We start from the raw sequence: 26,896 nt of genomic DNA on the forward strand, positions 1-26,896 counted from the left end.
GCCAACAGGAGGGATGAACTCCTCCTTCCCGGTGGCGACTTGACACCTCGGAGGGCTCTGTGCTATAGCAGAACTGATCGACACCGCGGCGAGACGGCTTTGCATCCGGGAGTCAGGGGCGGATAGTGCCGGCGGACATGCTTTGGAGCTTGCGCCTCGCCGTTCGACTCGATAAATCCACAGAGAGGGGTCGCGATGAAATACTGGGATGAGAAGTTCGAGACCATGCCATTGAAGGAGATGCAGGAGTTTCAGCTGAAGAACCTCCAGGAGACTCTCAAATGGGTCTATGAGCGGGTCCCCTATTATAGGAACAAGTTCGACAACGCCGGTGTGAAGCCCGAGGATTGCAAGAGCCTGGAGGATCTGGCAAGATTCCCCTTCACCAACAAGGCGGATCTGAGAGACAACTATCCCTTCGGCCTCTGCGCCGTGCCCATGCACGAGGTAGTCCGCATCCACGCCTCATCGGGAACTACAGGCAAGCCCATAACAGGACCCTACACCCGGGAAGATGTGGACCAGTGGGCCGAGTGTATGGCGAGGAATCTCTTTGCCGCCGGGGTTCGATCGAGCGACGTGTGCCAGAATGCTTACGGCATGGGTCTCTTTACCGGAGGACTCGGTTTTCACCAGGGAGCCGAGAAGATCGGGTGTACCATCGTCCCAGCCTCATCGGGAATGACGGAGCGGCAGGTTCTGCTCATGCAGGACTTCGGCGCAACGGTTCTCTTCTCGACCCCTTCCTATGCCCTCACCATCGCCGAGAAGGCCAGAGAGATGGGTATCGATATGAAGGGGCTTCCCCTCCGCATAGGCGTATTTGGTGCCGAGCCTTGGACCGCAGAGATGCGCAAGGAGATTGAAGAGAGAATGGACATTCGAGCCATGGAGGCTTACGGGCTGACCGAAATGGGAGGACCGGGGACCTCTTTTGACTGCTCCGAACAGAGCGGCCTCCACATAAACGAAGACCACTTCATCCCGGAGATCATCGACCCGGTCACAGAGGAGGTGCTTCCCCCGGGAACCCAGGGGGAACTCGTCTTCACCGCGATCCGCAGGCGGGCTATGCCGCTCATCAGATACAGGACCCGCGACATCACCACCCTGAGGCGGGAGGAGTGCGCCTGCGGCAGAACGCTTATCAAGATGGACAAGGTCCACGGGCGGAGCGATGACATGCTGATCATAAGCGGCGTCAACGTATTTCCCTCTCAGATAGAGAGCCTCCTGCTGGACATACCGGAGGTCGAGCCCCAGTACGTGATCATTATCAGGAAGAAGGGATACCTCGACACGATGAGCATCGACGTGGAAGGGAAGCCTGAGATCTATGAGGCGGGAAAAGAGGGAATCGCGGAGATGGAGAAGAGGATCTCCCGCAAGATCAAGGGGATCATCGGGATCAGCGCCGCCGTGAGGATCGTACCGCCGAAAACCATCACCCGAAGCGAGGGTAAGGCCAAACGCGTCCTGGATCAGAGAGGGATGTAGCAGATGAGCCGCCTTGCCTGGGTTCGACTCGTCGGACAGAGAAGAGCCCCTCCCCTTGCGGCCCGTTCCTTGCCGGAGACGAGGCGGCCTGGATTCGGCGAGTCCGGTCCTGGATACGAGGGCGGAGACCCCGGATCAGGGGGCGGATTCTCCGGGTTTCCGCCGGTGACCGAACGGGCTTGGATTTGGAGAGCCTGCCTGAAAGAGGGGGCTCCTCTTTTTTTGTGATCTATGCGAGGGGAGAGCCAGGCGGGACGCTTCAGATCACATTCGAGAGGCCTGCCGTGGAAGATCCTGTCATTTCAGAACTTTCGGCCATTGCGAATTATCCCTATGATATGCTGCGCGAATACAAGCGGCAAGGCCGGCGGATCATCGGAAGCACCCTCCCCGACGTGCCGGAGGAGTTGGTCCATGCAGCCGGGCTGCTGCCTTTCACCATTCTGGGGACCAACCGCCCCATCCGCAGGGCGGGTGCCCTGCTTCCCGACAATTCCTGTTCTCTGGCCCGGAGCACTCTGGAGCTCGTCCTGACCTATGAAACCGGTCTCTTTGACGGCTTCATCCTGCCCCAGGTGGATGATACAACCCAGCACCTCTCCGACATCTGGCGGAGGAGAATCCCTTCATCCTTTTTCGAGCCCTACCTTGTTCCCCGCCAAGTGGACCGTCCCAGTTCCAGGCAGTGGCTTCTCGACGAGACACATCGACTCAAGGAGAGCCTGGAGAGATATACGGCCGGGGTGATATCGGACGGAAGTCTCAGAAGAAGCATCGTTCTTTACAACAGAAACCGCAGGATCCTCCGTCGCATATACGCCATGAAACGGAAGACTCCAGGTCTCATAAGCAACCGGGCGTTTTTCGAATTGATCAAGTCCTCCATGTTTCTGCCCAAGGAGAGGCACAACCGGTACCTCGAGCAACTCCTTCCCAGGTTGGAACAGGAGCTTCCGTCCGGCAGGACGAGGAACCTGCGCTTCGTGGTGGCAGGCGTGGTCTGGGAGCCCCCCTCCCTCATGACGATCCTCGATGAACTGGGAATAGAGGTGGTCGGGGACGATCTGTGTACGGGAACGAGATACATAGAGGCCGACGCATCGACCGATGGGGACCCTGTCGGCGCCCTGGTGGACCGCCATTTCCACAGGGGCCCCTTCTCTCCCATACACGACAAGGGCAACCGCATCCTGGCGAATCTCCTCGACCTCGTCAGGCAACACGGGGCCGACGGAATCCTCTATCTCCGTCTCAAGTTTTTCGAATCCCAGGACTACGATCTGCCGGATTTGAAGCGAGAAATACAGGCCCAGGGGATTCCCATCTACGTCCTCGATACGGAGTACCAGACCATCCACCTCGCCCAAACAAAGACCAGGATCCAGGCCTTTGCAGAGTCTCTACCCGGGGGCGGAACATGACTAAAGAAACGGGAACTTCGAAGCCCGGTGCCAGAGAGATCATGAAGAGACTGACTCAGGACTACTACGGCGAGGCCGCAAGGGCCCGCCAGGAGGGCCGGCGGGTCGCCTATACCACTGCCGTCTCACCCGCCGAACTGTTCGTGGCCCACGACGTGATCCCTGTCTATCCTGAGAACCATGCGGTCATGTGTATCATGAGGCGGATGACCCCCACGCTTTCGGCGGCCATAGAAAAGAAGGGATATACCACCCACCTTTGCGCCTATGCGCGGAGCGACTTGGGCTACCGGGAACTCGACGAAAGCCCCATAGGGGGGCTTCCTGATCCTGATTTTCTCCTTGCCTGCAATGCCCAGTGCTTCACCCTGACCAAGTGGTTCGAGGTCCTATCGAGACGATACCAGGCCCCCCTCTTTGTCTTGGACACTCCCCAGTACATCCGGAATGACAAGGCACGGCGCAACATCATTCGTTACGTGGAGGCCCAGATCTATGAGCTCATCGGCGCCCTTGAAGATCTGACGGGCAGGAGATTCGACTTTGACCGCCTCCGCGAGGTGCTCACCCTCTCCAGAGAGGCCTGCCGGCTCTACAAGGAGTTTCTCGATCTGGCGAGGCACAGACCCTCGCCCATAAGTATCTTTGACGTTCTCATCCACATGGCCATCATCGTATATCTCCGCGGAACTCCGCAGGCCGTGGACTACTACCAGACGCTCCTGGAGGAGATCAGAACTGAGAAGGTGGCAAAGGGGATCGGTGTCATCAATAACGAACGTTTCCGCCTCTACTGGGAGAACCTCCCCGTCTGGTTCAAATTCAGAGAACACTCCGAACTGCTCTCCTCCTATGGGGCCGTGATTCTGACCTCCCTGTACGTTCATGCCTGGAGTTACGACTTCGACCCATCAGATCCCATCAGGAGTCTCGCCGAAAACTATACAGGGGTCTTCTCCAATGTGGAGTTGGAAGAAAGGGCTGAGATGGCTCTCGACCTTTTCCGGCGTTACGCCCTGAACGGGAACATCATGTTCCTCAATCGGAGTTGCAAGGCCGTGACTTTCGGTGAGCATGAACTCAGGGAGATCCTCACCCGTGAAACAGGGGTCCCGGCCCTTGTCTTCGAGAGTGATATGGGTGATCCGAGATTCTATTCGGAGGTCCAGGTCAAGACGAGGCTCCAGGCCTATTTCGAGAGTCTGGAAAGGCTTAATATCTGAGTCCCTCAGAGACCGGCCAGGATCTGCCTTACCTCGGAGAATTCCGGGTTGAGCTGCAGGGCTTTCTCAAAGGCCTTTCTGGCATCCTGCCGCATGTCTGCTTCCAGCAGGGCCCTGCCAAGGTTGTAGTAGATATTCTCATCGTTGGGGTCGACTCTCAGGGCACGGTGATACTGTTCTATGGCATCTTTGTACTTACCCTGTTTCCGGTAGGCTATTCCAAGGCGGTTGTACACATGCACATCCTGCGGATTGATCTTCAGGGCACCTTCGAATGCCTGGGCCGCCTCCACCGCCATGCCGTGGCTCAGGAATGCCTCGCCGATCTCGGTCCTTATGTCAGCATCCTTCTCAGCCACTCGCATGGCCTCTGAGAAGGCCTCGCAGGCCTTTTCCGGATCACCGGCGCGGAGGGCAAGATTTCCCAGCTTTATCTGACGTTTCGTATTCCTGGGGCTGATCCTGGCGGCTTCTGCGAGGAGCTGCATGGCCTTTTCCGTCATCCCCTCCTGTTCGTACACCCCGGCCAGCCTCTCGTAAGCCTTGACAAAAAGGGGGGCAAACTCGATGATCTCCAGGTAGTTCTCTTCCGCCTTCCTGAGGCGCCCCAGTTTCTCGTAAGCCTCACCCATGGAGCAGAGTACCCTGGGGCTCTGCGGGCAGATGGCCATGGCTCGCTGGAATTCCCGGAGAGCGTCCTCGTATCTTCCCGCCCTCATGTGATCCTTTCCCAGTTCCAGGAGAATCTCCACCTCGTCCGGGTTGAGACGGCGGTCGAGTACCTGGTCCATCTTCTCTTCCAGGGTCTTTGCAACAAAGGGCTTGATGATATAGGCGTCAACGTCCGTCTCGGCGGCTTCCGCAACGGTCTCCTCGTCCACCACCCCGGTGACAATCACAAAGGGAAGGTCCCTGAACTGCTCCTTGGCTCGGGCCTTTTTCAGGAGATCGATGCCTTTCATCCGCGGCATGACCCAGTCCGTGATCACCAGATCGAAGTGTTCGGCCTGCATCTTCTCCCAGGCCGCCTTGCCGTCTTCGGCCTCGACAATGTGCCGGTATCCCATCTTCTTCAGCATGTTGCAGATGGTCCGCCTCATGTTGAACTGGTCCTCGACCACGAGGATCTTCAATTGTCCTCTACCTGCCAGATCCATTCGATGTCCCACGCCTCCTCTTTTCCGGGCGTTCCCAGGGTGTGTTCGGTATGGAGAATACGAAACGACTCCCGGCACCATCGAGATCCTCCACCCATATCTTTCCGCGGTGGGCCTCGACGGCCAGTTTGCAGAAGGGCAGCCCCAATCCGAGGTGGCCTGACAGACCGCTTCGGCCGGTGGTGAAGAATTTCTGAAATATCCGTTTCCTATCCCTTTTCCCGATCCCGGGGCCGGCGTCGGTCACGCTCACCTGGAGCCTCTTGCCGTCCTGGATCCAGCAAAGGTCGACTCGGATCTCCTTGCCCGCAGGAGTGTGTTCTATGGCGTTGCTGAGCAGATTGAGAACGATTCGAGTGAAGAAATCCCGGTCTGCAAAAAGGGGATGAGAACCGCCGGAAGACTCCACGAGAATCGAAATCTCCCTCATTGAGGCAAGCCTGCCAAGACCCTTCACGACTTTCCGGACAGCTCTGACAGGATCAAAAGGGGTGGGGTGGATCAACTTCTTCTTCGTCTCCAGCCGGTACGTCTCAAGGATGTTCTGGACCCTCCGGAGCAGTTCTTCGGCTCCGAGAATGGCAGAGCCAAGGTAGTCTCTTTGAACAGGGGAAAGACCTTCCTCTTCGAGGAGGTTGAGATTGGCGATGATCTCTGCCAGGGGACCTTTGAGGTCATGAATGACCATATGGGTGAGGTCCACACGGAGCCTCTCCATCTCCCGGAGTCTCGAGTTGGCCCTCCTCAGCCTTTCGAGTCTCTCCTTGAGCCTTTCGCTCTCCGACAAGGCGGGCTCTCGTCCGGCACCTGACAGCCGGACCTCCCGAGGAAGGCTCGCTTCACCTCTGTTCCCTGCCACCCTGTATCCCTCCCCAATAAGCCCAGGATGCAACCACCCCTGGCTCGTCTCCTGCCCGGAGCCAAACCAAAGAGAAGCCCCTGGACGGGGTGTTCCCCTTTCAGCAAGGAACCCTCATACGCGCGACCCGAGGATTCGACTCCCGTTTCTATCAAGGGAGCCCCAAAAGGGTTCCTCTCTGTCAATAAGATGATCGGTAAAGATGATGAGAATCTTTAGGAACGCCAGGCTTGCCGGGGATCGGCTTTTCCTCTTGCACCCGACCCAGGGGGTACCCCTCCGGGGCTCGCAGGGGCGACCGCCTCTACCGCGTCAGAGAAAGCACGCCCCTTCCTGGCCCCCTGTTGCTCATGTTGCTTGGCCGCTCTTTTCCCCCTCAAAGAAGGCAGAGACGAGGCACTCATTTCCCCAGAACCTTCCAGCATCTGACCTTCCGTCCATCCCCTACGGGGTAGAATGGGATCTCCCCCTTCCGGCACCGCTCTTCCACCAGAGGGCACCGGCCCTGGAACTTACAGCCAGGCGGAGGTTCAAAAGGGCTCGGGACATCCCCCTGGAGGGGATGCCAGTCCCGTTTGGCCCCTGGCTCCGGCACGGGAACCGATGCCAGCAGGGCCATGGAATAGGGATGGAGGGGATGATCGTAGACCAGGTCGGCCGGCCCATACTCCATGATATGCCCCAGATACATGACCGCCAGTGTATGGCTGATATACTCCACCACGTTGAGATCATGAGCGATGAAAAGGTAACTGATTCCCAGACTCTCCTGGAGGGAATTGAGGAGGTTGATAATCTGCGCCTGGATCGAAACATCCAGGGCCGAGACCGGCTCATCACAAACGATCAGGGAAGGCTCGACACTCAGGGCACGGGCTATGCCGATCCGCTGCCGCTGCCCTCCGCTGAACTCGTGGGGATAACGGTCACCCACATCACCGGGCATCCCCACCATCACGAGCAGCTCCCTGACCCTCTCCGCGCGCCACTTCCTGTCCCCTTTCCCGAGGGTCCGGAGTCCCTCCTCGATCGAGCGACCCACCGTCATCCGGGGATTGAGTGAGCCGAAGGGATCCTGGAAAATGATCTGCATCTCCCTCCGCAGGGGCTTCAACTCCTCCGGTGAGAGGCCATTGATCTGCCTGCCCCGGAAGACCACCTCCCCCTCATCTGGCTCCATGAGCATGAGAATCAGCCGTCCAACCGTGGTCTTCCCGCAGCCACTCTCTCCCACCAAGCCGAGGGTCCCGCCCTGAGGGACTTCCAGGTCCACACCGTCCACGGCCTTTATCCAGCCCACGGTTCTCCGGAGGAAACCCCTCCGCACGGGAAAGTACTTTTTCAGGCCCCTGGCCGAAAGCACCATATGGTCGGCCCCGGATGCCGGCATGGTCTTCTCAGAGGCTCTCATCCTCTCCTCTGTCTATGGATGATCGGACACCGGGCCAGATGTCCGTCTCCAAAATCGAGCATCTCAGGAAACTCCTTCCCACAGGTCTCCTCCGCGTAAGCACAACGGGGATGAAAGGGACACCCCAGGGGCTTGCGGGCTGGGTCCGGCACTGCCCCGGGTATGGAATAGAGGGGCCGGCCCTTTTTCGCCCGGCTGGGAAGAGACGCGAGAAGCCCTATCGTGTAGGGATGGCAAGGATTCCAAAAGATCTGTTCCACATCTCCCGCCTCGGCAATGACACCCGCATACATGATGTAGATCCTGTCAGCTATCTCGGCCACCACGCCCAGGTTGTGGGTTATATGGAGAACAGCCATCCTCCTCCGCGCCTGAAGCTCCTTGAAGAGATGGAGAATCTGGGCCTGAACCGTCACATCGAGGGCGGTGGTAGGTTCGTCTGCGATGACGAGCTCGGGACCACAGGCAAGGGCCATGGCTATCATCACCCGCTGCCGCTGCCCGCCACTCAGGTTATGAGGATAGTCCCTCAGTCGATCACCCGGGGAGGGTATCCCCACATCGGTGAGGAGCCGGATCACCCTCTCTCTGGCCTCTGGTCGCTCCACCTGCTCGTGGGTTGTAATGACCTCCTCGATCTGGTCGCCTATGGGGAAGACCGGGTTCAGAGAAGTCATGGGTTCCTGGAAGATCATGGAGATCTCTCTGCCCCTGATCTTCTGGAGTTCCAGCTCATCGAGGTAAAGGAGGTTTCTCCCCTTGAACAGAATCTCTCCCTCAGGGATCTCTCCGGGCGGCTGGGGAATCAACCCGAGAACAGCGAGGGCCGAAACCGTCTTCCCGCAACCTGACTCTCCTACAAGGCAGACCGTCTCGCCTCGACCGATCCGGTAGTCGATGCCGTCGACGGCTTTTGAAACCATCCCGTTGTTGCGAAAAAAGACCTTCAGATCCCTAACCGAAAGCAGGTAATCGTTGCTTGACCCCATGGTCCTCACCGAACCCCTGGCAGCCGAACCCGACAGCTCCCAGAAGACCGCAGCCGGCCTCGATTTTCTCTCGGGTCAGCCTTCTGCCCTGCGGGCCATCACCTCAGCCAAACCCGTCGAACCCAACAGATAACCCCACCGGTCTATTCGTCTCCCCACTGTCGGGGTTGCCCAACACGTTCGAGCCGATCAACAAGGGCCAAACCACGGGGCCCCGTCTCTAGTGTCTCTCTCTCAGTTTCGGATTGAGAACATCCCGCAGGCCTTCACCAAAGAGGTTGAAGGCCAGGACCACGACAAGGATCGCGAAACCCGGAACAAAGGTCAGCCAGGGTGCATCGAAGATGAAATTCTTCCCGTTGGACAGGATGTTTCCCCACGTGGCATGCGGTGGAGGAACGCCGAAACCGAGAAAGCTCAGCCCAGCCTCTGTCAGGATGGCTGTGGCGATGCCTATCGTCGCCGAGACCAGAACCGGCGCCATGGCATTGGGGACCATGTGTCTGAAAATGATCCGCAGGTCCGACAACCCAAGGGCCCGGGCCGCCGTGACGAAATCCTGTTCTCTGAGGGAGAGGAACTCGGCCCTCACGAATCTGGCCGCACCCATCCAGCTGGTCAGCCCGATGACGACCATAATGTTATAGATGCTCGCGGGAAGCAGGGCCACCACGGTAAGGATGAGGAAGAAGCTCGGAAAACAGAGCATGATATCGATCAATCCTGTAATCAGAACGTCCACCGAAAAGAGGTTGACAAAAGCCAGAGAGAACACCGCCGGTGGGCGCCGGCCCCTCCCCGAAGTCCTGCCGACCCTCAGCAAGACGAGAAATCCAAGGCCTGCCAAGACGAGAATCACTCCCACCGCCACCCTCCCCGCGGCCAGTACGGCACCACCCAGCCCCAGCAGACCAGGACAGACAAGATGACCGACCCGGATAGGCCGGCTCCCGTAGTATCCGGCCACTCCCCCGAGAAAGACGCCGATGACCACGGCGATCCCCACCGCAACGAATCCCACGGTCAGCGAGACCCACGCCCCTTGCAACATCCGTGAGAAAACGTCTCTTCCCAGGTCATCGGTACCGAAAAGATAGATGCCGAGCCTCGGAACTTCCTCTGGTTTGAGCGTCCCGAGATTCGGTCTGGACAGAGGTGGCCGAAGCTTCTCCTGGAGTCTTACAAGAGCCGGATCGAAGACGGGATTCCTCCCGCTGGTAAGCAGAAGCCCTGCCACGGCTATGACGAAGAAGAGGACAAAAATCGCCAGCCCGGTCACGGCAAGGCGGTTCTTCCTGAAGAGCTCCCAGTTCTCCTGAAATACCGTCTTTCTGGGCTTCTCCAGGAGACCCCCTTCCGGTAGAAAGAGCCTCTTTCCGGTTTCCACAACCGTCATAGCCGTATCCTGGGATCGACCACCATATAGAGCAGGTCGGAAAGAAATGTCCCTGCCAGTACCAGTATGGCCGATATGAAGTTGACCGTGAGGATCACCGGGTAGTCACGGGCAAGGATCGCCTCATAGGCCATCCGTCCCATCCCGGGCCAGGAAAAAATGGACTCGATTATCACCGATCCCCCGATCAGTCCGGGCAGGACAAGGCCGAACATCGTCACAAAGGGCAGCAGCGCGTTCCGCAGGGCGTGCTTGTAGTGGACCTTTTCGGCGGGCAGGCCCTTGGCCCTCGCCGTTCGCACGTAGTCCTGGTTCTCCACCTCGAGCATCTGGTTCCGCACATACCGGGAAAGAACGGCGATCCCCCCTGCCGCGCCGAGTACCGAAGGGATCAGCAGGTGCCACATCCGATCCATGAACCAATGCCATCCCCTCGATGCGATGCCGAAAGTCTCCATGCCTATCACCGGAACACCGAAGGTGGTGACCACGAAGATAATCAGGATGTAAGCGAAGAAGAACCCGGGGATGGAGATGAGGAGATAGGCCAGGAAGGTGGTGCTCTTGTCGTAAACCCCGCCCCGGTTGACCGCAGCGTGTATTCCCACGGGGAATGAAAGAGTCCAGGTGATCAGGGTCCCTAGAACGAAGAGGGGCAGACTGTTCAGAAACCGCTCGAATATCTTCCCCAAAACCGGCCGGTTGTCCTTCCAGGAGACGCTCTTCCCCGAAAGGAGGTCCCGATAGAAATAGAGGTATTGAACATAGAGGGGTTTGTCCAGGTGGAACTCTTTGCGGTACCGTTCGAGTACTTCCCGGGTGAACTTCGGGTTCAGGGGATTGATCTGGCTCGGTTCACCGGGCGCGAGGTGGATGATGAGAAAGGAGACCACGGAGACGAAAAACAGGGTGATGGTCTTCTGGACAAGGCTCCTGCCGAGAAAGGCGAGCATCGCTATCCCTCCATCTGAAATCTCGGGACCTCGGGGAGTTTGATCCACCGGTTGAAGTAGAACGTGTAATCCCCGGTCTTTGTGGGCCTGATCCGGCTGTAGCGGACGGCGCCGCTCGCATCGACCCTCTTGATGACGATTCGCTTGTCCAGGATGGCCGTCCACTTTCCCACATAGAGAAACGTGTAGGGCTGCTCTCTTGCGATGATCTCATGCAAACGATGGCAGTATCGAACCTGCCGGTCATGGTCATATTCCTGACGGATCTTGATGATGAGATCGTCTGCCTCCTTGTTTCGGAAGCCCACAAAATTGAGCTGGTTCGGCTGGGTCTGGCTCGAGTGCCAGATCTGGTAGAGGTCGGGTTCGATTCCCATCGACCAGCCGAGAATCAGGGCGTCAAAGTCGTGCTTGTTTACCCTCTCCTGGATGAAGACCGCCCATTCCAGCACATCGGTCCTCACGTCGATGCCGATTTTTCTCCACGAATCCTGTGCTATGGAAAGGATGGCCTGCCGGATGTTGTTACCCTGGTTCGTGATGAGGGTGAATTGGAGGCGCTTTCCGTTCTTCTCGAGCCAACCGTCGGCTCCCCTCCGCCAGCCTGCCTCGGCAAGGAGAGCCAGGGCCCCTTCGGGATCGTATTGGAGGGGCGAGACCTGATGGTTGTAGTAGTCGGTCTGTTTCGGGAAAGGCCCTGTGATCCTCTCCCCCTGACCATAGAGCACGTATTTTATGATCTTTTCGACATCGATGGCCATGCCCAGGGCCTTGCGCACCCGGCGATCCTTGAATGGCTCCCTCCGCATGTTATAGCCGATGTACGTGTAGCCGAAAGAGAGGCCTGTGAAATGCTGGTAGGCGGGATCCCGACTCAACCGCTCAACCTGGTGAGGCTGGACGGCGTAGCTGTCCACGGTACCGGCATAGAACTCCATCTCCTGGGTCAGCAGATCCGGCAGGATGCGGAGGGTGTACTGCCTGTAGTTCGGCGCACCCTCCCAGTAGTCTTCGAACCGGTCCAACACGATGTACTGATCACTCTTCCACTCGCGAAAGCGGAAGGGTCCACACCCGATGGGATGGCGATTGAACGAGCTTTGACGGACGTAGAACTTATCCGGATCCATCCCCCTGCGCTTGGCTTCTTCCCTGAGGGCCTTCGAGTTCAACAGGTGAGCGGGCAGGATGCCCATGGCCCAGGTGCCCAGAGCAGGTGAATAGAGCCGCTTGTAAACGATACGGACGGTCAGGGGATCGAGGACCTCCACCCTCTTGACAGGCTCATAATCCGATACACGGGGAGAGAGGTTGTGGGGATCGATGATGGCCTCATAGGTGAACTTCACATCCTCGGCACTGAAGAGGTGGCCGTCGTGGAACCTCACATTGGGCCGGAGGTGAAAGAGAATGACGGGGTTGTGCTCTGTGGCCGGGAGGAGCTCCTTTGCATAGGCCGCCCTCTTGGAAGAGAAGGGTTCCCGAAGAGGCCCGATGAACCCCGACCCGTCAAAGGAAGTGAAATAGGCCTCGCCCAGGAGTTTGGAGAGATGGGTGAAAAGATCCTGGTCCACTCTTCGCAAAACCAGGCGGATCCTCGGGGGAGCCTCGACTGGAATCGAGACGGTAGTCTCCTTACCCTCCGGCCCTTTCTCTCTTTTCAAGACCCTGAAGGACCTGGCCGGAAGGAGTGAGATCTCCTTGATGTTGGCCAGCGATCTCGAAACCGGATCGTCACGCCCCCGGCTTTCCCGAATGGCCTCTCTCAGGAGCCGGATCGTGCCCTGGCCGTCGGTCGAACCCACAAGCGGGATCTGGGCCCGGTCGTTCACGTAGAAATAGGCCTCTTCATAGATCTCCCAGCGGGTGGCCAGACGTCCTCTGAAATTGAGGTCCTCGTCCCTGTCGATGAGACCCTCGAAGACCTTTGCCTCGATGGCACTGCTCGCGCTGTCGGCCGAGAGAATCGGGTTCAATATGTGGGCGTCCCCGATAGAGGCGTCGATATATTCACCGAGCCTCTCAGGATTGCCCCTTGTCTGTTCTTCATAGGTGGGCACCCAGAAGTAGGACTGGATCAGAAATAGTATGAAAAGGGTGGGAACCCACGTAAGAAGCCGACGCATCGCCCCTGCCTACTCCTCCAGACCGTGCCGGTTTCACCGGCAGGTAATCAACACCGAGTAACCCAACGATACCAGGTTCTCCGCCGTGGGATAGGCCCCCTCCTTTGACTCGAACCTGCCCACGCGGACCCGGTAGTAACGCTCCCCGTCGAGCTCCAGAACCGTCATGTACGCCTGCCCATAGAGGCTCCGCAACCGCCTGAGAAGGCGAAGCGCATTCCCCTTCTCGCTGAAAGCACCCACCTGAACCGTGTAAGAGGGAGGTTCCTTATAGGGATGGTCGGCCATGTCGAGAGCCACCACCTCGACTCTGGCCGTTCCCTTTTCGACCATACCGATGGCTCGGGCAGCAGCGTAGGAGAGATCGATGATCCTCCCCCTGACAAAAGGTCCCCTATCGTTGATCCTGACCCCCACAGAACGGTGGTTTTCCAGGTTTGTCACCATGACGGACGTCCCGAGGGGAAGCGTCCTGTGAGCCGCCGTCATCTCGTACATGTCGTAGATTTCGCCACTGGCCGTCTGTCTCCCGTGAAACCCGCCCCCGTACCACGAGGCGATCCCCCTCTGCCTGTATGCCCGTCCCCTTGTTTCAGGCCCTGATTCCGGGGGCCTCTTTATCGAAGGCAGACTCGGGCCGACACAGGAGCATGCAATCAAGCAGAGACCCAGCAGCAGAGATACCTGGAATCTTCCAGCAGCCATCGCCCCCCGGCTCTTACGGCCTTGCCCTCCGGCGGCCTGCCAGTTCCACCCTGGACAAGCCGAAAGAGCCCCTCGAACTTTCCAGAAGAACCCTTCCCCTGGGCAGGGCCGGAGATGAAAAGATCTCAATCGACTCCAACCCATAGGTCTTCTTCAGCCTTGACAGATTCTCTCTCTTCTCGCCCGTGAGATACGAACGGTCACCAGGAGAAACGAAGAATCTCACGCTGTCCCCCTCTCCGCTTCCCTCTTCCACAAGCCTCGACGCCATGTCGTAGAAGATGGAGGATTCCACGAGGGACCTGAAGCCCGGGTGGTATGGACCGGCCAGAACGGTCCCCGGAGCACCAAGCCTGTCGGTTGCCTGGAGTCCCACACGGATCACGGGGATCTCGGCCTTCTCGAAGAGCTTCATCCCTTCTTTGGCCCACTCCACCGCCTCCACAAGGGAAAGAGGCTCGTAGAGCCCTCTCCGATGGAGTCCCTCAAGGGGGGATCCTTTCATCACCAGAAGGGGATAGATCCTGGCAAAGTCCGGATTCAGGTCCACGACCCGGCGAACCGTCATCAGAAAGAGCTCGATATCCTCTCCGGGCAGACCGAGCATGATCTGAATGCCCACCTCGAATCCCCCGCGCCTGAGGAGATCGACACTCTGCTCAACATCTTTCCGTGTATGACCCCTCCGGCTCTTCGAAAGGATCTCATCCACCATGGACTGGGCTCCCACCTCGACGGTCTCGACATGGTACGACGACAGGAGCTCGAGTCCCTCCCGCTCAATTGCATCGGGTCTGGTGGAGATTCGAAGGGCATCGACCTTATTCCCCCGGATGAAGGGACTCACCCCTCGGAGAAGGGTCTCCTGTTCATACCGGGGAAGGGCTGTGAATGTTCCCCCGTAGAATGCGACCTCTCTCCTCTCCCTCCGCCCCTCCATGGTTCCCAAGAAGGAGACGATCCTATCCCGAACATGACCGACAGAGGGCAATCCAGCGCTCCTGCCTGTGGCGATCTCCTGGTTACAGAAGACGCACCGGTGGGGGCATCCCTGATGGGTAATAAAGATCGGAATAATCAATCGCCTTCCCGGACGGCGGTCTCTCATTTCCGCACCCCAGGCCAGCCGGTCCCGGCCCCCTCAACCGGGGACCCTCTCCCGTCCTGCTTGTCGGTCCCTGTCCCCTTCTCTTTGGAGCCACGCCCTCGGGAGGGTTTCCTTCTTTCAGGGGGGATCCGGGCCTGCCCTCAATCTTTTCAAGGCTTGCTCGGCTGCCTGCTGTTCGGCTTCCTTCTTGCTCTTCCCCTCTCCCTGCCCCATGGCCACTCCGCCGATGGAAACAGAAACACGAAACCTCTTGTCGTGATCAGGCCCGGACTCGCTCACCAGGGTGTAACAGGGCATAGTCTGCTGCTGTCTCTGGCTCTGCTCCTGGAGGAGCGTCTTGAAATCCTGCTTTCCTGCCTTTAACCCTGCCGCCTCCAACCTCCCGGACAGGTGGGCCTGCAGCATCTCGAATGCCCCTTGGTACCCCCCGTCGAGATAGACAGCCCCCACCACTGCCTCGTAGGAATCCGCCAAGATCGAAGCCTTTCCTCTCCCCCCTGTCCGGTCCTCCCCTTTGCCCAGAAGAAGGAATTCCCCCAAACCGATCTCCCTGGCCACTCTTGCCAGGGCTCTCTTGCTCACCACCGAGGACCTAATCCTGGTGAGCTCCCCTTCTGGTTTGTCTGGAAACCGGCTCATGACCAGGTGGCTCGTCACCGCGTTGAGGACAGCATCACCTAGAAACTCAAGCCTCTCGTTGTCACAAAGCCCATGCCCGGGGTTCTCATGAGCGTAGGATCTATGGGTCACGGCCTGGTTGAGGAGTTCCTCGTTCCGGAACCGGTAGCCAAGCCTGACCTGGACAAGCTCGAGCCATCCCGGTTTCCCCCACCTGGGCGTCTCCATAGAACCTACTCTAGTCCACCGGTTCGCCGGCGGCAACCCTTTCTCCTCTGACCTTCTCTCCCCTCACCCCGGTGATTTCGACTTCTAGCTCCCCGGCCGGGGAGGGGTTCCTTCGGTCAGGTTCGATCCAGACAGGAATATAGTTTCTGGAAAGACCTCTTTGCAAGCCTTTCCCGTCCGTCTTCGTCCCCTCCACCAGGATCCGAACCCTCTGGTGGAGAAACCGGCTGTAGAAGGCAGCCCTCTTCTTCTGCCCGACATCCCGCAAGATCCTGCACCGCTCCCGAATCTCAGAGGACCCGACCTTCTGCGGAAGCTCAGAGGCCACGGTCCCAGGGCGGGAGGAAAAGGGGAAAACATGCAGGTATGCCACGGGGAGGCTCTCGATCAGGTCGACCGTGTTTTGGAAATGACGGGCGTCCTCTCCGGGGAATCCCCCGATCACATCGAGACCCACGCAGACAGAAGGGATACTTCTGACGATCTCAACAACCAGAGACATGAAGTCCTTCCGGGTGTACCCCCGATTCATGCGGGAAAGGATCTCGTCGTCCCCACTCTGCAGGGGAATATGGAGATGGGGACAGACTCTCTCCGAGTCACGGATGGCCGAGACGAGAGGCCCGGAAAGATCGGTGGGTTCAATAGAACTCAACCTGATCCGAGGGGGCAGGCCTTCCACTCCCTCGAGTCGATGCAAGAACTCGGCCAGAGACGTGGGAGGGGAGAGGTCAAGGCCGTAGCTGCCGAGCCTGACCCCCGTTAGGACCACCTCCCAGTATCCACTTGCCCTCAGGCGCAGCAGCTCCTCCAGGGCCTTTTCCGGTGGAAGGCTGCGGCTCCTCCCTCTGGCCCTGGGCACGATGCAGTAACTACAGGAGCCGTTGCAACCGTCCTGGATCTTGAGGAAAGCTCTGCTGTGGCCGGAAAAACCCCTGACACTAAAACCCTCCAGGGGAGCATTCACAAGGGGGGGGACTCGAACAAGGGGCTTTTCGCCCTCCTCCAGACGAGAGACTATAGAGGGGATTTCTCCCTTGGCCTGGTTTCCGAGCACGGCCCAGACCCCCGGCAGCTCACTCGCCTCAAGGGGGAACACCTCGGCATAACATCCCGTAGCGATCACAAGGGCTTTCGAATTGAGACGTCCCGCCCGCCGAATGAGCTGGCGGGACTGACAATCCGCTCTCCCTGTGACCGTGCAGGTATTGACGATGTAGGTATCCGCCTCCTCCGTAAAGGGGACCTCCTCAAACCCGGATCGGCGCATTTCCTCCCGAATGACCTGGGAATCGAATTGGTTTACCTTGCACCCCAGGGTAGCGACGGCAAAGGTTCTCCGCTCCCTCTGGCCCATTCTGCGTCCTGTTGCCATCCCCTACCTCACAGGCTGGATCCTGACAAGCTCCACATCCCCCCAAACCCCGACAGCATCGCCTACCACGATCAATACTCCCTCGACACCCTCGATCTCCCGTGCCCTCCCGAGCCCCTCCTCTATGTCCCCCTTGCACCTGACCCGGTTGCCCACGGCCGTGGCAGCCGCATCCGCGAGAGTCGCCGACTTGGAGAGAACACAGACTGCATCGGCCCTCCCAAGACTCCGGGAATGGCCGACCGTGCCCGATGACGTGCAGACGCCCAGAGGCATTCTGTGAGGACCGATGCTGATTCCGATCTCCAGGCTCAGAGGGGATGACCCCGCATAGACAGCCACTCTGAGCTCTCTGGTCGATCTCATGTAGACATCCCCTCCGTTCTCGACGATCACCTCTCGTGAGCGGGCCAGCAGATCCTGCCCCACAAACTCAGAAATAGCCCCTGCGACCGACGCCATGGGCCCTACTCCGCATCTCTGGCCTGCCCAGAGCATCTGCCGAACGATCCTCGGAGCCAGGGGGTCCTCTTCGAGGGGAATCAGGGAATCACGAAAAACCGGGTTGATAGCAATATAGGCCTCTATGGGCCGGCGGTAACGAACCACAGCATCGCGCACCTCCCTGGTAAAATCCCTGTCCGCCGTGACAAAGAGATCGGTTTCTCCCACCGAGACCTGGAAGGTGGCCAGACCATGGGATTTGACCAGGCTGCGGTATCTCCTCTGCTTCTTACCTCCCATGCCAGAGCCCTCTGCCTACTGATAAGAGCCGTCTACTGGGCCGGCGTGAAAGGACCAGAGAATCTTCACTCTCTTTCAACGGAATCTTACAGATACTTGTCGATGAGAATCTCGGCAATCTGGACCGCATTAAGGGCAGCTCCTTTGCGGATATTGTCTGAGACGATCCACATGTTAATACCCTTGTCTATGGATTCATCCTCCCGGATTCGCCCCACAAACGTCTCATCCTTTGCCGCGGCATAGATTGCCAGGGGATACTTGAAAAGAGACGGATCATCCTCCACGACCACACCCGGTGCCTTTGACAGCAGCTCTTTCACCTCCTGAGGGGTGATCTTTCTTTCCGTCTCGATGTTGACCGACTCCGAATGACCATAGAAGACGGGCACCCTGACGGTGGTGGCTGTAACCCGGATAGAGTCGTCCTCCATGATCTTCTTGGTCTCGTTGACCATCTTCATCTCTTCCTTTGTGTAACCGTTCTCCAGGAATACGTCGATATGGGGCAGACAGTTGAAGGCGATCTGGTGAGGATACACCTCGACCTTGATCTCCTGCTGATTAAAGATCGCCCTTGTCTGCTGTTCGAGTTCCTCGATGGCCTCCTTGCCCGTGCCTGAAACGGCCTGGTAGGTAGAGACAACCACCCTCTTTATCCTCGCCACGTCGTGTATGGGTTTCAGAACAACCACCATCTGTATGGTGGAACAATTCGGGTTAGCGATGATATTCTTTTTCTCGTACTGCCGGATGGCATGAGGGTTGACTTCGGGAACTACCAGGGGAACCTCCGGATCCATGCGGAAGGCACTGGTGTTGTCTATGACTATACAGCCCTGCCCTGCGGCGATGGGGGCGAACTTCTCGCTGATGGATCCGCCTGCAGAGAAGAGGCCGATCTCCATGCCCTTGAAAGACTCCTCGGTAAGAACCTCTACAGTCACCTCTTCCCCGCGAAACTCGAGCCTCTCCCCTGCACTCCGGGTGGATGCCAGCAACCTGATCCCCTCCACCGGGAAATTCCTGTCCTCCAGGACGTTGATCATCTCATTCCCCACCGCACCCGTAGCACCCACGACAGCCACATTGTACCTTCTCTTTGCCACGGAAACCCTCCTGACATATGAAATTCCGATATATTACCACATCTCCACAAAACAGGCCACCCCGGAGGGGTCAAGTCTTTTTTTGACACATCTCCCCTCTTTGTGGTATGCATAGGCTATGTCACGACCTCTTCGTATTGAATACCCCGGTGCCTGTTATCACGTGATGAATCGAGGGTTGGCAGGACAAAAAATCTTTGCCTCGGCTCTCGACTTCGCAGACTTCTTTGCCTTAATCGACGACGCCTGGAGGAGGTGGCAGATTCAGGTCTTCGCCCACTGTCTTATGGGGACCCACTATCACCTTGCCATTCAAACCCCCCTTGGAAACCTCCAAAGAGTAATGCGCCATATCGACGGGGTCTACACCCAGCGATTCAACCGCCGCCGCAACAGGGACGGGCCCCTCTTTCGGGGCCGCTACAAGGCCATCCTGATCGATGGTGATGTCTATCTGGCGGCTGTGGTACGCTATATTCATCTTAACCCTGTGGGAGCTGGCGAAACCGATGCCCCGCAAAACTATCCCTGGAGCAGCCATCGCTACTATGTGGGGCTCGAAAAGGCCCCCAGGTGGCTATCCTTTCAAAGAGTCCTCTCCGACTATGGGAGCCACAAGGCCTTTCACGAGTTTGTTCTATCTGGAAATGAGAAGGCCCTGGTTGAGTTCTACTCTAACAAGAGGCGTGCTCCCATATTGGGAAACGAGCGGTTCACCTCCTGGGTCAGGGAAGGCAACTTTCCTCTGAGCATGGAACATGTGAAGTACGAAACCAGGCCTCTGAGGCCGCGCGTCTCCTCGGTAATCGGGGCGGTGGCCGAGAGCTATGGCATTTCTCAAGCTATGATACTTCATGGCAGGAGGGGACAGAGAAACGAAGCCAGGCAGCTGGCCATGTATCTGACAAGGGAACTCTGTGATCTGTCGTTGATGAAGATTGCACAGATCTTCTCCCTGGAAAGTTATGGTGGGGTCGGGACGGTCTGTACTTTGATAGCAAGGCGGATTAGAAAGGACGCAGCACTCCGGAGCCGCATCCAGCAAATCCTGGAGATGATCGAGCGAAGTTCTATGCAAAAAAAGACTTGACCCCTTCCGCGAGGATGGAACGTACAATTTGTCACATCGACATGGATGCTTTCTTTGCGGCCGTCGAGCAGTTGAGAAATCCGGCCCTCAAGGGCAAGCCCGTCATCGTCGGAGGCGGCCTCAGGGGAGTGGTATCCACTGCGTCATATGAGGCGAGAGCCTTCGGCATTCACTCGGCCATGCCCATCTTCCAGGCCAGGCGCCTCTGCCCCCAGGGGGTCTTTCTCCCGGCCCGCATGGGGCTCTACCGAGAGGTTTCAGCCAGAATAATGGATTTCTTGACCAGGGTCTCACCGAAAGTGGAGCAGGTATCCGTCGATGAGGCCTACCTGGATCTTACAGGAACCCGGAGACTCCTGGGAGAGCCCGTGGCTGTTGCCGGGAAGATCAAGAATTGGATTCTCCAGAATATCGGCCTCACCTGTTCGGTGGGCATCGCCCCCAATAAGTTTCTGGCCAAGATCGCCTCGGACTGGGACAAACCCGACGGCCTCACCGTGATCGAAGAGGACCGGGTCGATGGCTTCCTCAGAGAGCTTCCCGTGGCAAAACTCCCGGGAGTCGGCCAGAAGACGCTGGAGATCCTGCTTGGTCTCGGGATCAGTCGAGTCGGCCAGATACAGAAGCTCCCTGAGGCGATCCTCATTCGAAAGTTCGGAAAATTCGGTGGCCGCCTCCTGGAGCTCTCCAGAGGGGTCGATTCTTCAGAGGTGACCCCCTGTAGGCCGCCCAAATCCATCAGCAGCGAGGATACCCTCGACCAGGATACGGACGACGTGGAGATCCTCAGCAACTTCGTGATGGCTCAGGCGGCCACGGTGGGCAAAAGGCTCCGAAGACAGGGACTCAGGGCGAGAACGGTTACCTTGAAACTCAAATACAGCGACTTCCGCCTCACCACCCGGGCCCATACCCTCGAAGGCCCCACAGACTCGACAAAGACCATCAGGGATGCAGCTCTCAAACTCCTGAGAAGTCAGAAAGGGATGTCGAAGGTCAGACTCGTGGGCGTGAGCGTCAGTGGGTTCGACAGAGGGGCCGAACAACTCTCCCTCTTCGGCGGATCAACGGTTCAAGACGAAAAACAGGCCCGCCTCGATAGGGCCGTGGATGAAGTAACGGAAAAATTCGGTGAAGACCTCCTCCGAAAGGGGAGCTGAGGCCGGCCTCATCGAGAGGGTGCTTTCCCACCGATGGCCGATGCCGAGACCAGCGCCCTGTACAGTCCTTGCAGACTCCTCTCGATCTCGCCATAGCAGCGTTGCAGGTCGTCGAGAGAGCCGCCATAGGGATCCTCGATCTCGCAGCTCCCCCCGCTGCCTGGAGAGAAACTCCCGAGGAGAAAGACCTTGGACCGGTCTTTCCCGCTCCCTCTCTGTTTGATTTGCTCGGCCATGTACGATTCCATGACCAGAACGATATCCGCTCGATCGAGCATGGAACGGCTCAGGGGTCTGGAACGGTGTCCCCTTACATCGAGACCGCGGCACCGGGCCAGCCCGACTATCTCCTCAGGAGCCGGATAACCCGGCAGGGCCCCAACACCCGCCGATTCAACTCTGATCCCCTTGAAGCCTCCGGCCTCGAGGAGCCTCTTCATCAGGGCCTCGGCCAAGACACTCCTGCATAGGTTACCATAGCACACAAAAAGGATTCTCCGGACCGGCCTTGGAAGGTTCATCAGAAGTCCACCCTTACCCTCTCCCCTTCCAGCTCTCGAAGATGGCAGGTATCGTTCAGACAGGTCAGGATGAAACGGCCCTTCCTCCATGTCAGAAGGTTGATGGCAGCGGTGTCCTGACCGATCTGCCAGAAACGTGACAGGTCGATCCCCACCAGCCCGCAGATGAGTGCCCGGTTGACTACACGATGGGAGACAATGACGATGGTTTGTTCCGGATGTTTGGGAATCAACCCTTTCACGGCCTCGACAGCCCTCGATTGGAGAGCCCCTAGGCTCTCTCCCTCCGGGAAGCTGACCTTGTCAGGCCGTTCCAACCACTGCCGATAAAGCTCCGGGTATCGCTCTCGGACGGTCCTGTGAGAAACCCCCTGCCACTTCCCGAAGCAGAGGTCTTTCAGTCCCTCCAGGACAGCCACCTCCAGCCCGTGGAAACCGGCGATGGCTTCAGCCGTCTGCCTGGCCCTCGCCAGGGGGCTGGTGTAGACCGCTCTTACCGGTTTGTCCTTCAAGGCCCTCCCGGCGAGACGAGCCTCGAGAATGCCGGAATCGTTAAGGGGTACATCGGCCGTCCCTCTGAAGATCTCCTCTCTGTTCCACTGGGTTTGACCGTGACGGACGAGATAGATCGACGTCTTCATCCACATCCCCCTACCAACACCTGACTGCTCGACAGAAGATCCAACCCCAGGAGACCGGATTTCACTCCACCCTCAGGAGCCATCAGTCGCAACCCGGCCGCCTTCCGATTCCAAATCGATGCCGTAGAAACCCACCGCGTTTTGCGTCGTCCTTTCGGCGACCCTCTCAAAGGCCTCTCCTCTGATCTCGGCGACCAGTTCGGCTGTCCGGACCACGTCGGCCGGCCTGGACGCCCTGCCCCGGTATTCCACTGGAGTATCGGTCTCTATGAGGATCATCTCCAGAGGGGTATGACGTACCGCCTCCTGCTGGGGAAGGCTGTACGCCAGAGCCGGAGTTGCAGAGATCAGGTAGCCCTGATCCAGAATCTTCCTGAGGGTCTCAAGATTCCCACTGTACCAATGGAACACGGCCTTTTCAAGCCCTGCATCCCTGACAATGGCCAGGGCACTCTCGTGTGAGAAACGACAATGGAGGATGGCAGGCTTTCCTTGACGATGGGCTGTCTCTAAAAGCCTGGAGAGGATCTCTTTCTGGAGAGCCTTCTTGACCCTGGCCTTGTAATCGAGGCCCACTTCCCCCAGGGCTACGCAGCTGGGCAGGTGCCTCTCTATATAGGCAAGGGTCTGTTCAACGGTTTCATCATGGATTTCCCAGGGATGGTAGCCTATGGCAGGAAAGACCAGGCCCGGATATTTTCGGGCTATGGCAAGAATCCTCCGGTTCGATTCCAACGTCATGCCAACGCCCACGATGGCCGCAACCCCGACCGCCCTGGCCTGGGAAACCGACTGCTCCAGGTCATCGATTTCATCGAGGTGGGCGTGGGCGTCAATGAGCACCAGTGAGCCTCCCCCGTGTACCGGTCTCATCTGTCCGCTCCGCCTCTCTTGCCACCCTTGCCTCCTTGCTCCCTTTCTCCCTTTCCGTTCTTCGACTTTCTGGGCCGGCCAAAATCTCTCATCTTTTCCGCCAGGTCCCTGAGCCGCCGATCAATAAGGTCATTGGCACTTCCCGGCGTGTATCCCCCCTTGGGAACCGGAGCTCCCGCCGCCACACCCGTCAGTATCTCCATGCCCTCATCGATCGACCTGACCGGATAGATGTGGAACTGCCCGGCCCTCACGGCTTCGACCACGTCCTTCCGAAGCATGAGGTCCTTGACATTCCGGTCCGGGATGATCGCTCCCTGCTTCCCTGTAAGGCCCCTTATCCGGCAGACGTCAAAGAAACCCTCGATCTTCTCATTGACTCCTCCGATGGGCTGGATCTCTCCCCTCTGGTTCACCGAACCGGTAACGGCTATGTCCTGCCTGAGGGGGAGCCCGGAAAGGCTCGACAGAAGTGCATAGACCTCCGTCGACGAGGCGCTGTCTCCGTCCACCCCGGTGTAGGATTGTTCGAAGCATATGCTTGCGCTCATGGTGAGGGGCTTGTCCTGGGCGTATTTGCCCCTGAGATAACCCGCCAGGATAAGGACTCCCTTGTTGTGTGTCTTCCCGCTGAGGTCGGCCTCCCGCTCTATGTTGATGATACCGGCCCGGCCCATGGCGGTCTTGGCCGTGATCCGGGAGGGTTTCCCGAAACGATGGTCGCCAAGCTGGTACATGGCCAACCCGTTGACCTGTCCGACCACCTCCCCTTCGGAGTCGACCATGATCGTTCCATTTCTGATCATCTCCCGGATCTTCTCCTCCACCATGTTGACACGATAGGCCCGCTTCTCGATCGCCAGGTCCACGTGTTCTTCGCGCACCGTTTCGCTGCCCGCCTTGGCAGCCCAGTAATCCGCCTCTCTCATGACATCCGAAATGACGTGAAAACGGGTGGATAGCTTGTCCTGCCTACCTGCCAGGCGAACTCCGTGCTCAACAATCGCAGCCACCCCGGTTCTATGGAAGGGCCTGAGGTTCTCCTCGCGGCAGATCTTGCAGACAAAGGAGGCGTACTGATTCACTGCCTGATCCATCCTGTCCATCACCGAGTCGAAGTCCGCCTTGACCTTGAATATCTTCTTGAAATCTTCATCCAACTCGTAGAGCAGGTGGTAGAGCCGGTTGTCACCGATCATGATGATCTTCGACTTGAGCTCGATCGGCTCCGGTTTGAGCGCAGTCCCTCCCATGAGGTAGATCGGATCATAGGTCTGGATCTGAATGGATCGATTCTTGAGTGTCCTCTTGAGCGTGGTCCAAACCCTGGGCTCGATGAGGGCGTCGTGGGCGTTTATGATCAGGTAGCCCCCGTTGGCCCGAATCAGGGAGCCCGCCTTGATCCTGGTGAAGTCCGTCTTCCAGACCCCTGAGGGCCCCACGACCCTCTCCAGAGTACCGAACAGGTTCCGGTATGTGGGGAAATTCTCAACTACGATGGGGGCTCCTCTGGTCTCTGAATTGTCCACCAGGACGTTCACCCGGAACTCGAGAAAGGGGTCCTGAGAGAGAGACTCTGAGAGATCGGCAGGATCGGGCTTTTTGTCCACACCCCCCTGAAAGCGGTCGAAATCCTGGAGCACCGCCTCTTCCACCCCGTCGAGGTATGCCTGCACCTTGGGATGGACGTACTTCTCCCTGATGTCTGAGACCATCTCCTTCACCAGTGGGCCGAGAGTCTCACGGTTGAGGCGACGGACCGCCTCTTCGATCTCCCTCCCATACCTTCTTGTCTCCTTGAGGACTTCTTGAAGGGTCTCTGTCAGCTTCCTGTGCCTCCTCTTTATCTTCTTGACCTCTCCGTCCCCGAGTTTGCCCTTTTCTCTGAGCGCCTCCACCTCTGCCAGATCCGTAGGCTTTCCATCCACGACCGGCAGAATCCCCGGCTGCAGATAGGAGCCAAGCTTGAACTGCACCACGGAGAACCCGGAAGTCTTGACCTCCTTCTCAAAACGGCTCCACAGATCCGCCTGCTTCTCCTGCCATTTCTCGGTTGTCTCCTTCCTCCTTTTCTGATAGGCCTCACTTTCGAAGACAAGGGGGATTTCCCTTCTGAGACCTTCTACGAGGCTATCCATGTCCCTTTTGAGGCCCAGCCCCTGGCCCGCTGGCAGCACGATTATCCTCGGGGTGTCCGGATCTTTGAAATTGTTCACGTAACAGAGATCCTCGGGAATGCGACTCTCCCTGTCGACTTCCTGGAGGAGCCTCTTGATGGTAGTGGTCCTCCCCGTCCCGGAAAGACCCGTTACAAAGATGTTGTATCCAAAGCCCTCGATCTCCAGACCCACACGGATGGCCTCGGTCGCCCGCGGCTGGCCGATTATCTCCTGGCAGGCCTCTACGTCCCGGGTGCTCTCGAAACCGAACCTTCCGGGGTCGCACCGCCACCGCAACTCATCTGGTGAGAGCTCCCTGAAGCCTATTCTCTTCTTTGCCATTTTGCATGCCCCTGTGGAAAAACTCGCACCAATTGTACCATAAAGATCATGCCTCTCCCAGAAGAGGTACCCGAAGCACCGGGAAAACCCGTGAACCGAGAGAAACACAAAAAAAAGGCCCTTCCGGGCCTCACACTCTCGCCTCCGTGGCTCGCTTCTTCACGGGCTTCCCTTCTTCTCTTTTCTCCCCTTCCTACTATCCCCCTACAACCCCTCCCGGGCGAGTTCCTCTATGAGGTTTCTCTGCCTGCTTGTCAGGCTCTTTGGAACCCTGACGATCACCCGGACATACAGGTCGCCCCTTCCTCCACCCTTCATGTGGGGTATTCCCTGTCCCTTGAGACGGAGGCGGGTATGGCTCTGAGTTCCGGCAGGAACCCTCAGCCTCCGGGTCCCATCCAGGGTCGGCACCTCGATGGTCGTTCCCAGGGCGGCCTGGGAGAAGGGGATCTCCCTGTCCACGGTTATGTCGTCCTCTTCCCTCTTGAAAAGGGGATGGTCAAGCACGTGAACCCGAATGAAGAGATCCCCCGGCCTGCCCCCCGGCGGGCCGGGCTGCCCCTTACCGGCAAGCCGGAGCTTCTGGCCGGACCGGATGCCGGGAGGGATCTTCACGGTAATCTCCCGAGGACGGCCGCCTTCGTCCAGGGAGAGCCTCCTTTCACTCCCCCTGGCCGCCTCCTCCAGGGAGATCTGAAGATCGGTCAACAGGTCCGCCCCTTTTGCGGGTCCCGGGCTCTCGTATCCAGCCGGCCCTCCTCTGAAAAACTGCTCAAACCCCGTGCCCCCCGCACCGAAATCGCTTCTCCGAGTCGAACGCCTGAAACCGCGGCCAAAGAGGGAGCTGAAGATATCGTCGGAAAATCCCAGATCCTGAAAGATGTCCCCGAAGTCGAAGTTGCGAAAGATATCCTCCTGAGTAAAACGCTGGTGGAAACCCTCGGCCCCGAATGTGTCGTACTGCTTGCGCTTTTCCTTGTCGCTCAGAACCGCGTAGGCCTCGTTGATCTCTTTGAAGCGCTCTTCAGCCTCCTTGTTACCCTTGTTGCGGTCCGGGTGGTACTTGAGAGCAAGCTTTCTGTACGCCTTCTTTATCTCCTCGTCCGTGGCGTTCCGGCTCACACCGAGAACTTCATAGTAGTCGCGTCTAGCCATCCTGTCGGTCTCCTGACCACGTGGGACTCAGATGTC

24 protein-coding genes are annotated in these 26,896 nt (G+C 58.3%); 6 read left to right on the top strand and 18 right to left on the bottom strand.

Annotated elements, in window-relative coordinates; all coding sequences use genetic code 11:
- The first annotated feature begins 195 nt into the window (after positions 1 to 195).
- From JRJ26_02790 to JRJ26_02800, 3 genes are all read left to right on the top strand, one after another.
- Positions 196 to 1,497: a phenylacetate--CoA ligase gene (locus tag JRJ26_02790; GenBank protein ID MBW2056402.1), complete on the top strand. Its 1,302-nt coding sequence runs from the start codon at positions 196 to 198 to the stop codon at positions 1,495 to 1,497.
- Positions 1,498 to 1,781: 284 nt separating this feature from the next.
- Positions 1,782 to 2,918, top strand: a complete 1,137-nt coding sequence (locus JRJ26_02795; protein MBW2056403.1) for a 2-hydroxyacyl-CoA dehydratase — start codon at positions 1,782 to 1,784, stop codon at positions 2,916 to 2,918.
- Entirely contained in the window at positions 2,915 to 4,141 is a 1,227-nt protein-coding gene (locus JRJ26_02800) for a 2-hydroxyacyl-CoA dehydratase (GenBank protein MBW2056404.1), read from the top strand. The genes JRJ26_02795 and JRJ26_02800 overlap by 4 nt, the downstream gene beginning before the upstream one ends.
- A 5-nt stretch (positions 4,142 to 4,146) precedes the next feature.
- On the opposite strand, the gene JRJ26_02805 is transcribed toward JRJ26_02800, so the two are convergent.
- From JRJ26_02805 to JRJ26_02820, 4 genes are all read right to left on the bottom strand, one after another.
- Positions 4,147 to 5,298: a tetratricopeptide repeat protein gene (locus tag JRJ26_02805; GenBank protein ID MBW2056405.1), complete on the bottom strand. Its 1,152-nt coding sequence runs from the start codon at positions 5,296 to 5,298 to the stop codon at positions 4,147 to 4,149.
- Complete coding sequence (locus tag JRJ26_02810; GenBank protein ID MBW2056406.1) at positions 5,282 to 6,157, bottom strand: HAMP domain-containing histidine kinase; 876 nt, start codon at positions 6,155 to 6,157, stop codon at positions 5,282 to 5,284. Before JRJ26_02810 ends, JRJ26_02805 begins: the two co-directional genes overlap by 17 nt.
- A 400-nt stretch (positions 6,158 to 6,557) precedes the next feature.
- Positions 6,558 to 7,547 carry an ATP-binding cassette domain-containing protein gene (locus JRJ26_02815; protein ID MBW2056407.1) on the bottom strand — a complete coding sequence of 330 codons (990 nt, stop codon included), beginning with the start codon at positions 7,545 to 7,547 and terminating at the stop codon, positions 6,558 to 6,560.
- A 17-nt stretch (positions 7,548 to 7,564) separates the two neighbouring features.
- On the bottom strand, positions 7,565 to 8,557 hold the full coding sequence (locus JRJ26_02820) for an ABC transporter ATP-binding protein (protein MBW2056408.1): 993 nt from the start codon (positions 8,555 to 8,557) through the stop codon (positions 7,565 to 7,567).
- On the opposite strand from JRJ26_02820, the gene JRJ26_02825 reads away from it, so the two are divergent.
- On the top strand, positions 8,544 to 8,690 hold the full coding sequence (locus JRJ26_02825) for a hypothetical protein (protein ID MBW2056409.1): 147 nt from the start codon (positions 8,544 to 8,546) through the stop codon (positions 8,688 to 8,690). The genes JRJ26_02820 and JRJ26_02825 overlap by 14 nt on opposite strands.
- 87 nt (positions 8,691 to 8,777) lie before the next feature.
- On the opposite strand, the gene JRJ26_02830 is transcribed toward JRJ26_02825, so the two are convergent.
- From JRJ26_02830 to JRJ26_02870, 9 genes are all read right to left on the bottom strand, one after another.
- Positions 8,778 to 9,953 (bottom strand): ABC transporter permease, encoded by a 1,176-nt coding sequence (locus JRJ26_02830; protein MBW2056410.1) that lies wholly within the window; start codon positions 9,951 to 9,953, stop codon positions 8,778 to 8,780.
- The gene (locus tag JRJ26_02835) at positions 9,950 to 10,906 is read right to left on the bottom strand and encodes an ABC transporter permease (protein ID MBW2056411.1); all 957 of its coding nucleotides are present in this window, start codon (positions 10,904 to 10,906) and stop codon (positions 9,950 to 9,952) included. The genes JRJ26_02830 and JRJ26_02835 overlap by 4 nt, the downstream gene beginning before the upstream one ends.
- 2 nt (positions 10,907 to 10,908) lie before the next feature.
- Positions 10,909 to 13,032: a peptide-binding protein gene (locus tag JRJ26_02840; GenBank protein ID MBW2056412.1), complete on the bottom strand. Its 2,124-nt coding sequence runs from the start codon at positions 13,030 to 13,032 to the stop codon at positions 10,909 to 10,911.
- A 33-nt stretch (positions 13,033 to 13,065) separates the two neighbouring features.
- A complete protein-coding gene (locus JRJ26_02845) occupies positions 13,066 to 13,737 on the bottom strand; it encodes a septal ring lytic transglycosylase RlpA family protein (GenBank protein MBW2056413.1) in 672 nt (223 codons plus the stop codon).
- 13 nt (positions 13,738 to 13,750) lie between these two features.
- Positions 13,751 to 14,845 carry a radical SAM protein gene (locus JRJ26_02850; protein ID MBW2056414.1) on the bottom strand — a complete coding sequence of 365 codons (1,095 nt, stop codon included), beginning with the start codon at positions 14,843 to 14,845 and terminating at the stop codon, positions 13,751 to 13,753.
- Positions 14,846 to 14,962: 117 nt separating this feature from the next.
- Entirely contained in the window at positions 14,963 to 15,691 is a 729-nt protein-coding gene (gene rnc, locus JRJ26_02855) for a ribonuclease III (protein MBW2056415.1), read from the bottom strand.
- Positions 15,692 to 15,701: 10 nt separating this feature from the next.
- Positions 15,702 to 17,066, bottom strand: coding sequence for a tRNA (N(6)-L-threonylcarbamoyladenosine(37)-C(2))-methylthiotransferase MtaB (mtaB, locus tag JRJ26_02860; GenBank protein ID MBW2056416.1), 1,365 nt, complete (start codon positions 17,064 to 17,066; stop codon positions 15,702 to 15,704).
- Positions 17,067 to 17,069: 3 nt separating this feature from the next.
- Positions 17,070 to 17,810, bottom strand: coding sequence for a UPF0280 family protein (locus JRJ26_02865; GenBank protein ID MBW2056417.1), 741 nt, complete (start codon positions 17,808 to 17,810; stop codon positions 17,070 to 17,072).
- Between the two features lie 86 nt (positions 17,811 to 17,896).
- A complete protein-coding gene (locus JRJ26_02870) occupies positions 17,897 to 18,919 on the bottom strand; it encodes an aspartate-semialdehyde dehydrogenase (GenBank protein MBW2056418.1) in 1,023 nt (340 codons plus the stop codon).
- A gap of 178 nt (positions 18,920 to 19,097) precedes the next feature.
- Here JRJ26_02870 and JRJ26_02875 point away from each other — a divergent pair, with 178 nt between their 5' ends.
- Both JRJ26_02875 and JRJ26_02880 read left to right on the top strand, forming a co-directional pair.
- On the top strand, positions 19,098 to 20,009 hold the full coding sequence (locus tag JRJ26_02875; protein MBW2056419.1) for a transposase: 912 nt from the start codon (positions 19,098 to 19,100) through the stop codon (positions 20,007 to 20,009).
- Positions 20,010 to 20,023: 14 nt separating this feature from the next.
- Positions 20,024 to 21,169: a DNA polymerase IV gene (locus JRJ26_02880; GenBank protein MBW2056420.1), complete on the top strand. Its 1,146-nt coding sequence runs from the start codon at positions 20,024 to 20,026 to the stop codon at positions 21,167 to 21,169.
- Between the two features lie 8 nt (positions 21,170 to 21,177).
- On the opposite strand, the gene JRJ26_02885 is transcribed toward JRJ26_02880, so the two are convergent.
- The 5 genes from JRJ26_02885 to JRJ26_02905 form a co-directional block, all read right to left on the bottom strand.
- Entirely contained in the window at positions 21,178 to 21,690 is a 513-nt protein-coding gene (locus tag JRJ26_02885) for a low molecular weight phosphotyrosine protein phosphatase (GenBank protein MBW2056421.1), read from the bottom strand.
- Entirely contained in the window at positions 21,690 to 22,331 is a 642-nt protein-coding gene (locus tag JRJ26_02890) for a histidine phosphatase family protein (protein ID MBW2056422.1), read from the bottom strand. The genes JRJ26_02885 and JRJ26_02890 overlap by 1 nt, the downstream gene beginning before the upstream one ends.
- Before the next feature lie 72 nt (positions 22,332 to 22,403).
- On the bottom strand, positions 22,404 to 23,204 hold the full coding sequence (locus JRJ26_02895) for a TatD family hydrolase (protein ID MBW2056423.1): 801 nt from the start codon (positions 23,202 to 23,204) through the stop codon (positions 22,404 to 22,406).
- Positions 23,201 to 25,705, bottom strand: coding sequence for an AAA family ATPase (locus JRJ26_02900; GenBank protein ID MBW2056424.1), 2,505 nt, complete (start codon positions 25,703 to 25,705; stop codon positions 23,201 to 23,203). Before JRJ26_02900 ends, JRJ26_02895 begins: the two co-directional genes overlap by 4 nt.
- Before the next feature lie 204 nt (positions 25,706 to 25,909).
- Positions 25,910 to 26,860: a J domain-containing protein gene (locus JRJ26_02905; protein MBW2056425.1), complete on the bottom strand. Its 951-nt coding sequence runs from the start codon at positions 26,858 to 26,860 to the stop codon at positions 25,910 to 25,912.
- Between the last annotated feature and the right edge of the window lie 36 nt (positions 26,861 to 26,896).

The organism is Deltaproteobacteria bacterium, from assembly GCA_019308905.1.
GTDB lineage: Bacteria > Desulfobacterota > BSN033 > WVXP01 > WVXP01 > JAFDHF01.

What these genes read in the sequence shown, in the direction of transcription:
- JRJ26_02790 (MBW2056402.1), top strand. Translation starts at nt 196, where the DNA reads ATGAAATACTGGGATGAGAAGTTCGAGACCATGCCATTGAAGGAGATG.
- JRJ26_02800 (MBW2056404.1), top strand. Translation starts at nt 2,915, where the DNA reads ATGACTAAAGAAACGGGAACTTCGAAGCCCGGTGCCAGAGAGATCATG.
- JRJ26_02805 (MBW2056405.1), bottom strand. Translation starts at nt 5,298, where the DNA reads ATGGATCTGGCAGGTAGAGGACAATTGAAGATCCTCGTGGTCGAGGAC.
- JRJ26_02815 (MBW2056407.1), bottom strand. Translation starts at nt 7,547, where the DNA reads ATGCCGGCATCCGGGGCCGACCATATGGTGCTTTCGGCCAGGGGCCTG.
- JRJ26_02820 (MBW2056408.1), bottom strand. Translation starts at nt 8,557, where the DNA reads ATGGGGTCAAGCAACGATTACCTGCTTTCGGTTAGGGATCTGAAGGTC.
- JRJ26_02830 (MBW2056410.1), bottom strand. Translation starts at nt 9,953, where the DNA reads ATGACGGTTGTGGAAACCGGAAAGAGGCTCTTTCTACCGGAAGGGGGT.
- JRJ26_02835 (MBW2056411.1), bottom strand. Translation starts at nt 10,906, where the DNA reads ATGCTCGCCTTTCTCGGCAGGAGCCTTGTCCAGAAGACCATCACCCTG.
- JRJ26_02840 (MBW2056412.1), bottom strand. Translation starts at nt 13,032, where the DNA reads ATGCGTCGGCTTCTTACGTGGGTTCCCACCCTTTTCATACTATTTCTG.
- JRJ26_02845 (MBW2056413.1), bottom strand. Translation starts at nt 13,737, where the DNA reads ATGGCTGCTGGAAGATTCCAGGTATCTCTGCTGCTGGGTCTCTGCTTG.
- JRJ26_02850 (MBW2056414.1), bottom strand. Translation starts at nt 14,845, where the DNA reads ATGAGAGACCGCCGTCCGGGAAGGCGATTGATTATTCCGATCTTTATT.
- rnc (MBW2056415.1), bottom strand. Translation starts at nt 15,691, where the DNA reads ATGGAGACGCCCAGGTGGGGGAAACCGGGATGGCTCGAGCTTGTCCAG.
- mtaB (MBW2056416.1), bottom strand. Translation starts at nt 17,066, where the DNA reads ATGGCAACAGGACGCAGAATGGGCCAGAGGGAGCGGAGAACCTTTGCC.
- JRJ26_02865 (MBW2056417.1), bottom strand. Translation starts at nt 17,810, where the DNA reads ATGGGAGGTAAGAAGCAGAGGAGATACCGCAGCCTGGTCAAATCCCAT.
- JRJ26_02880 (MBW2056420.1), top strand. Translation starts at nt 20,024, where the DNA reads ATGGAACGTACAATTTGTCACATCGACATGGATGCTTTCTTTGCGGCC.
- JRJ26_02885 (MBW2056421.1), bottom strand. Translation starts at nt 21,690, where the DNA reads ATGAACCTTCCAAGGCCGGTCCGGAGAATCCTTTTTGTGTGCTATGGT.
- JRJ26_02890 (MBW2056422.1), bottom strand. Translation starts at nt 22,331, where the DNA reads ATGAAGACGTCGATCTATCTCGTCCGTCACGGTCAAACCCAGTGGAAC.
- JRJ26_02895 (MBW2056423.1), bottom strand. Translation starts at nt 23,204, where the DNA reads ATGAGACCGGTACACGGGGGAGGCTCACTGGTGCTCATTGACGCCCAC.
- JRJ26_02900 (MBW2056424.1), bottom strand. Translation starts at nt 25,705, where the DNA reads ATGGCAAAGAAGAGAATAGGCTTCAGGGAGCTCTCACCAGATGAGTTG.
- JRJ26_02905 (MBW2056425.1), bottom strand. Translation starts at nt 26,860, where the DNA reads ATGGCTAGACGCGACTACTATGAAGTTCTCGGTGTGAGCCGGAACGCC.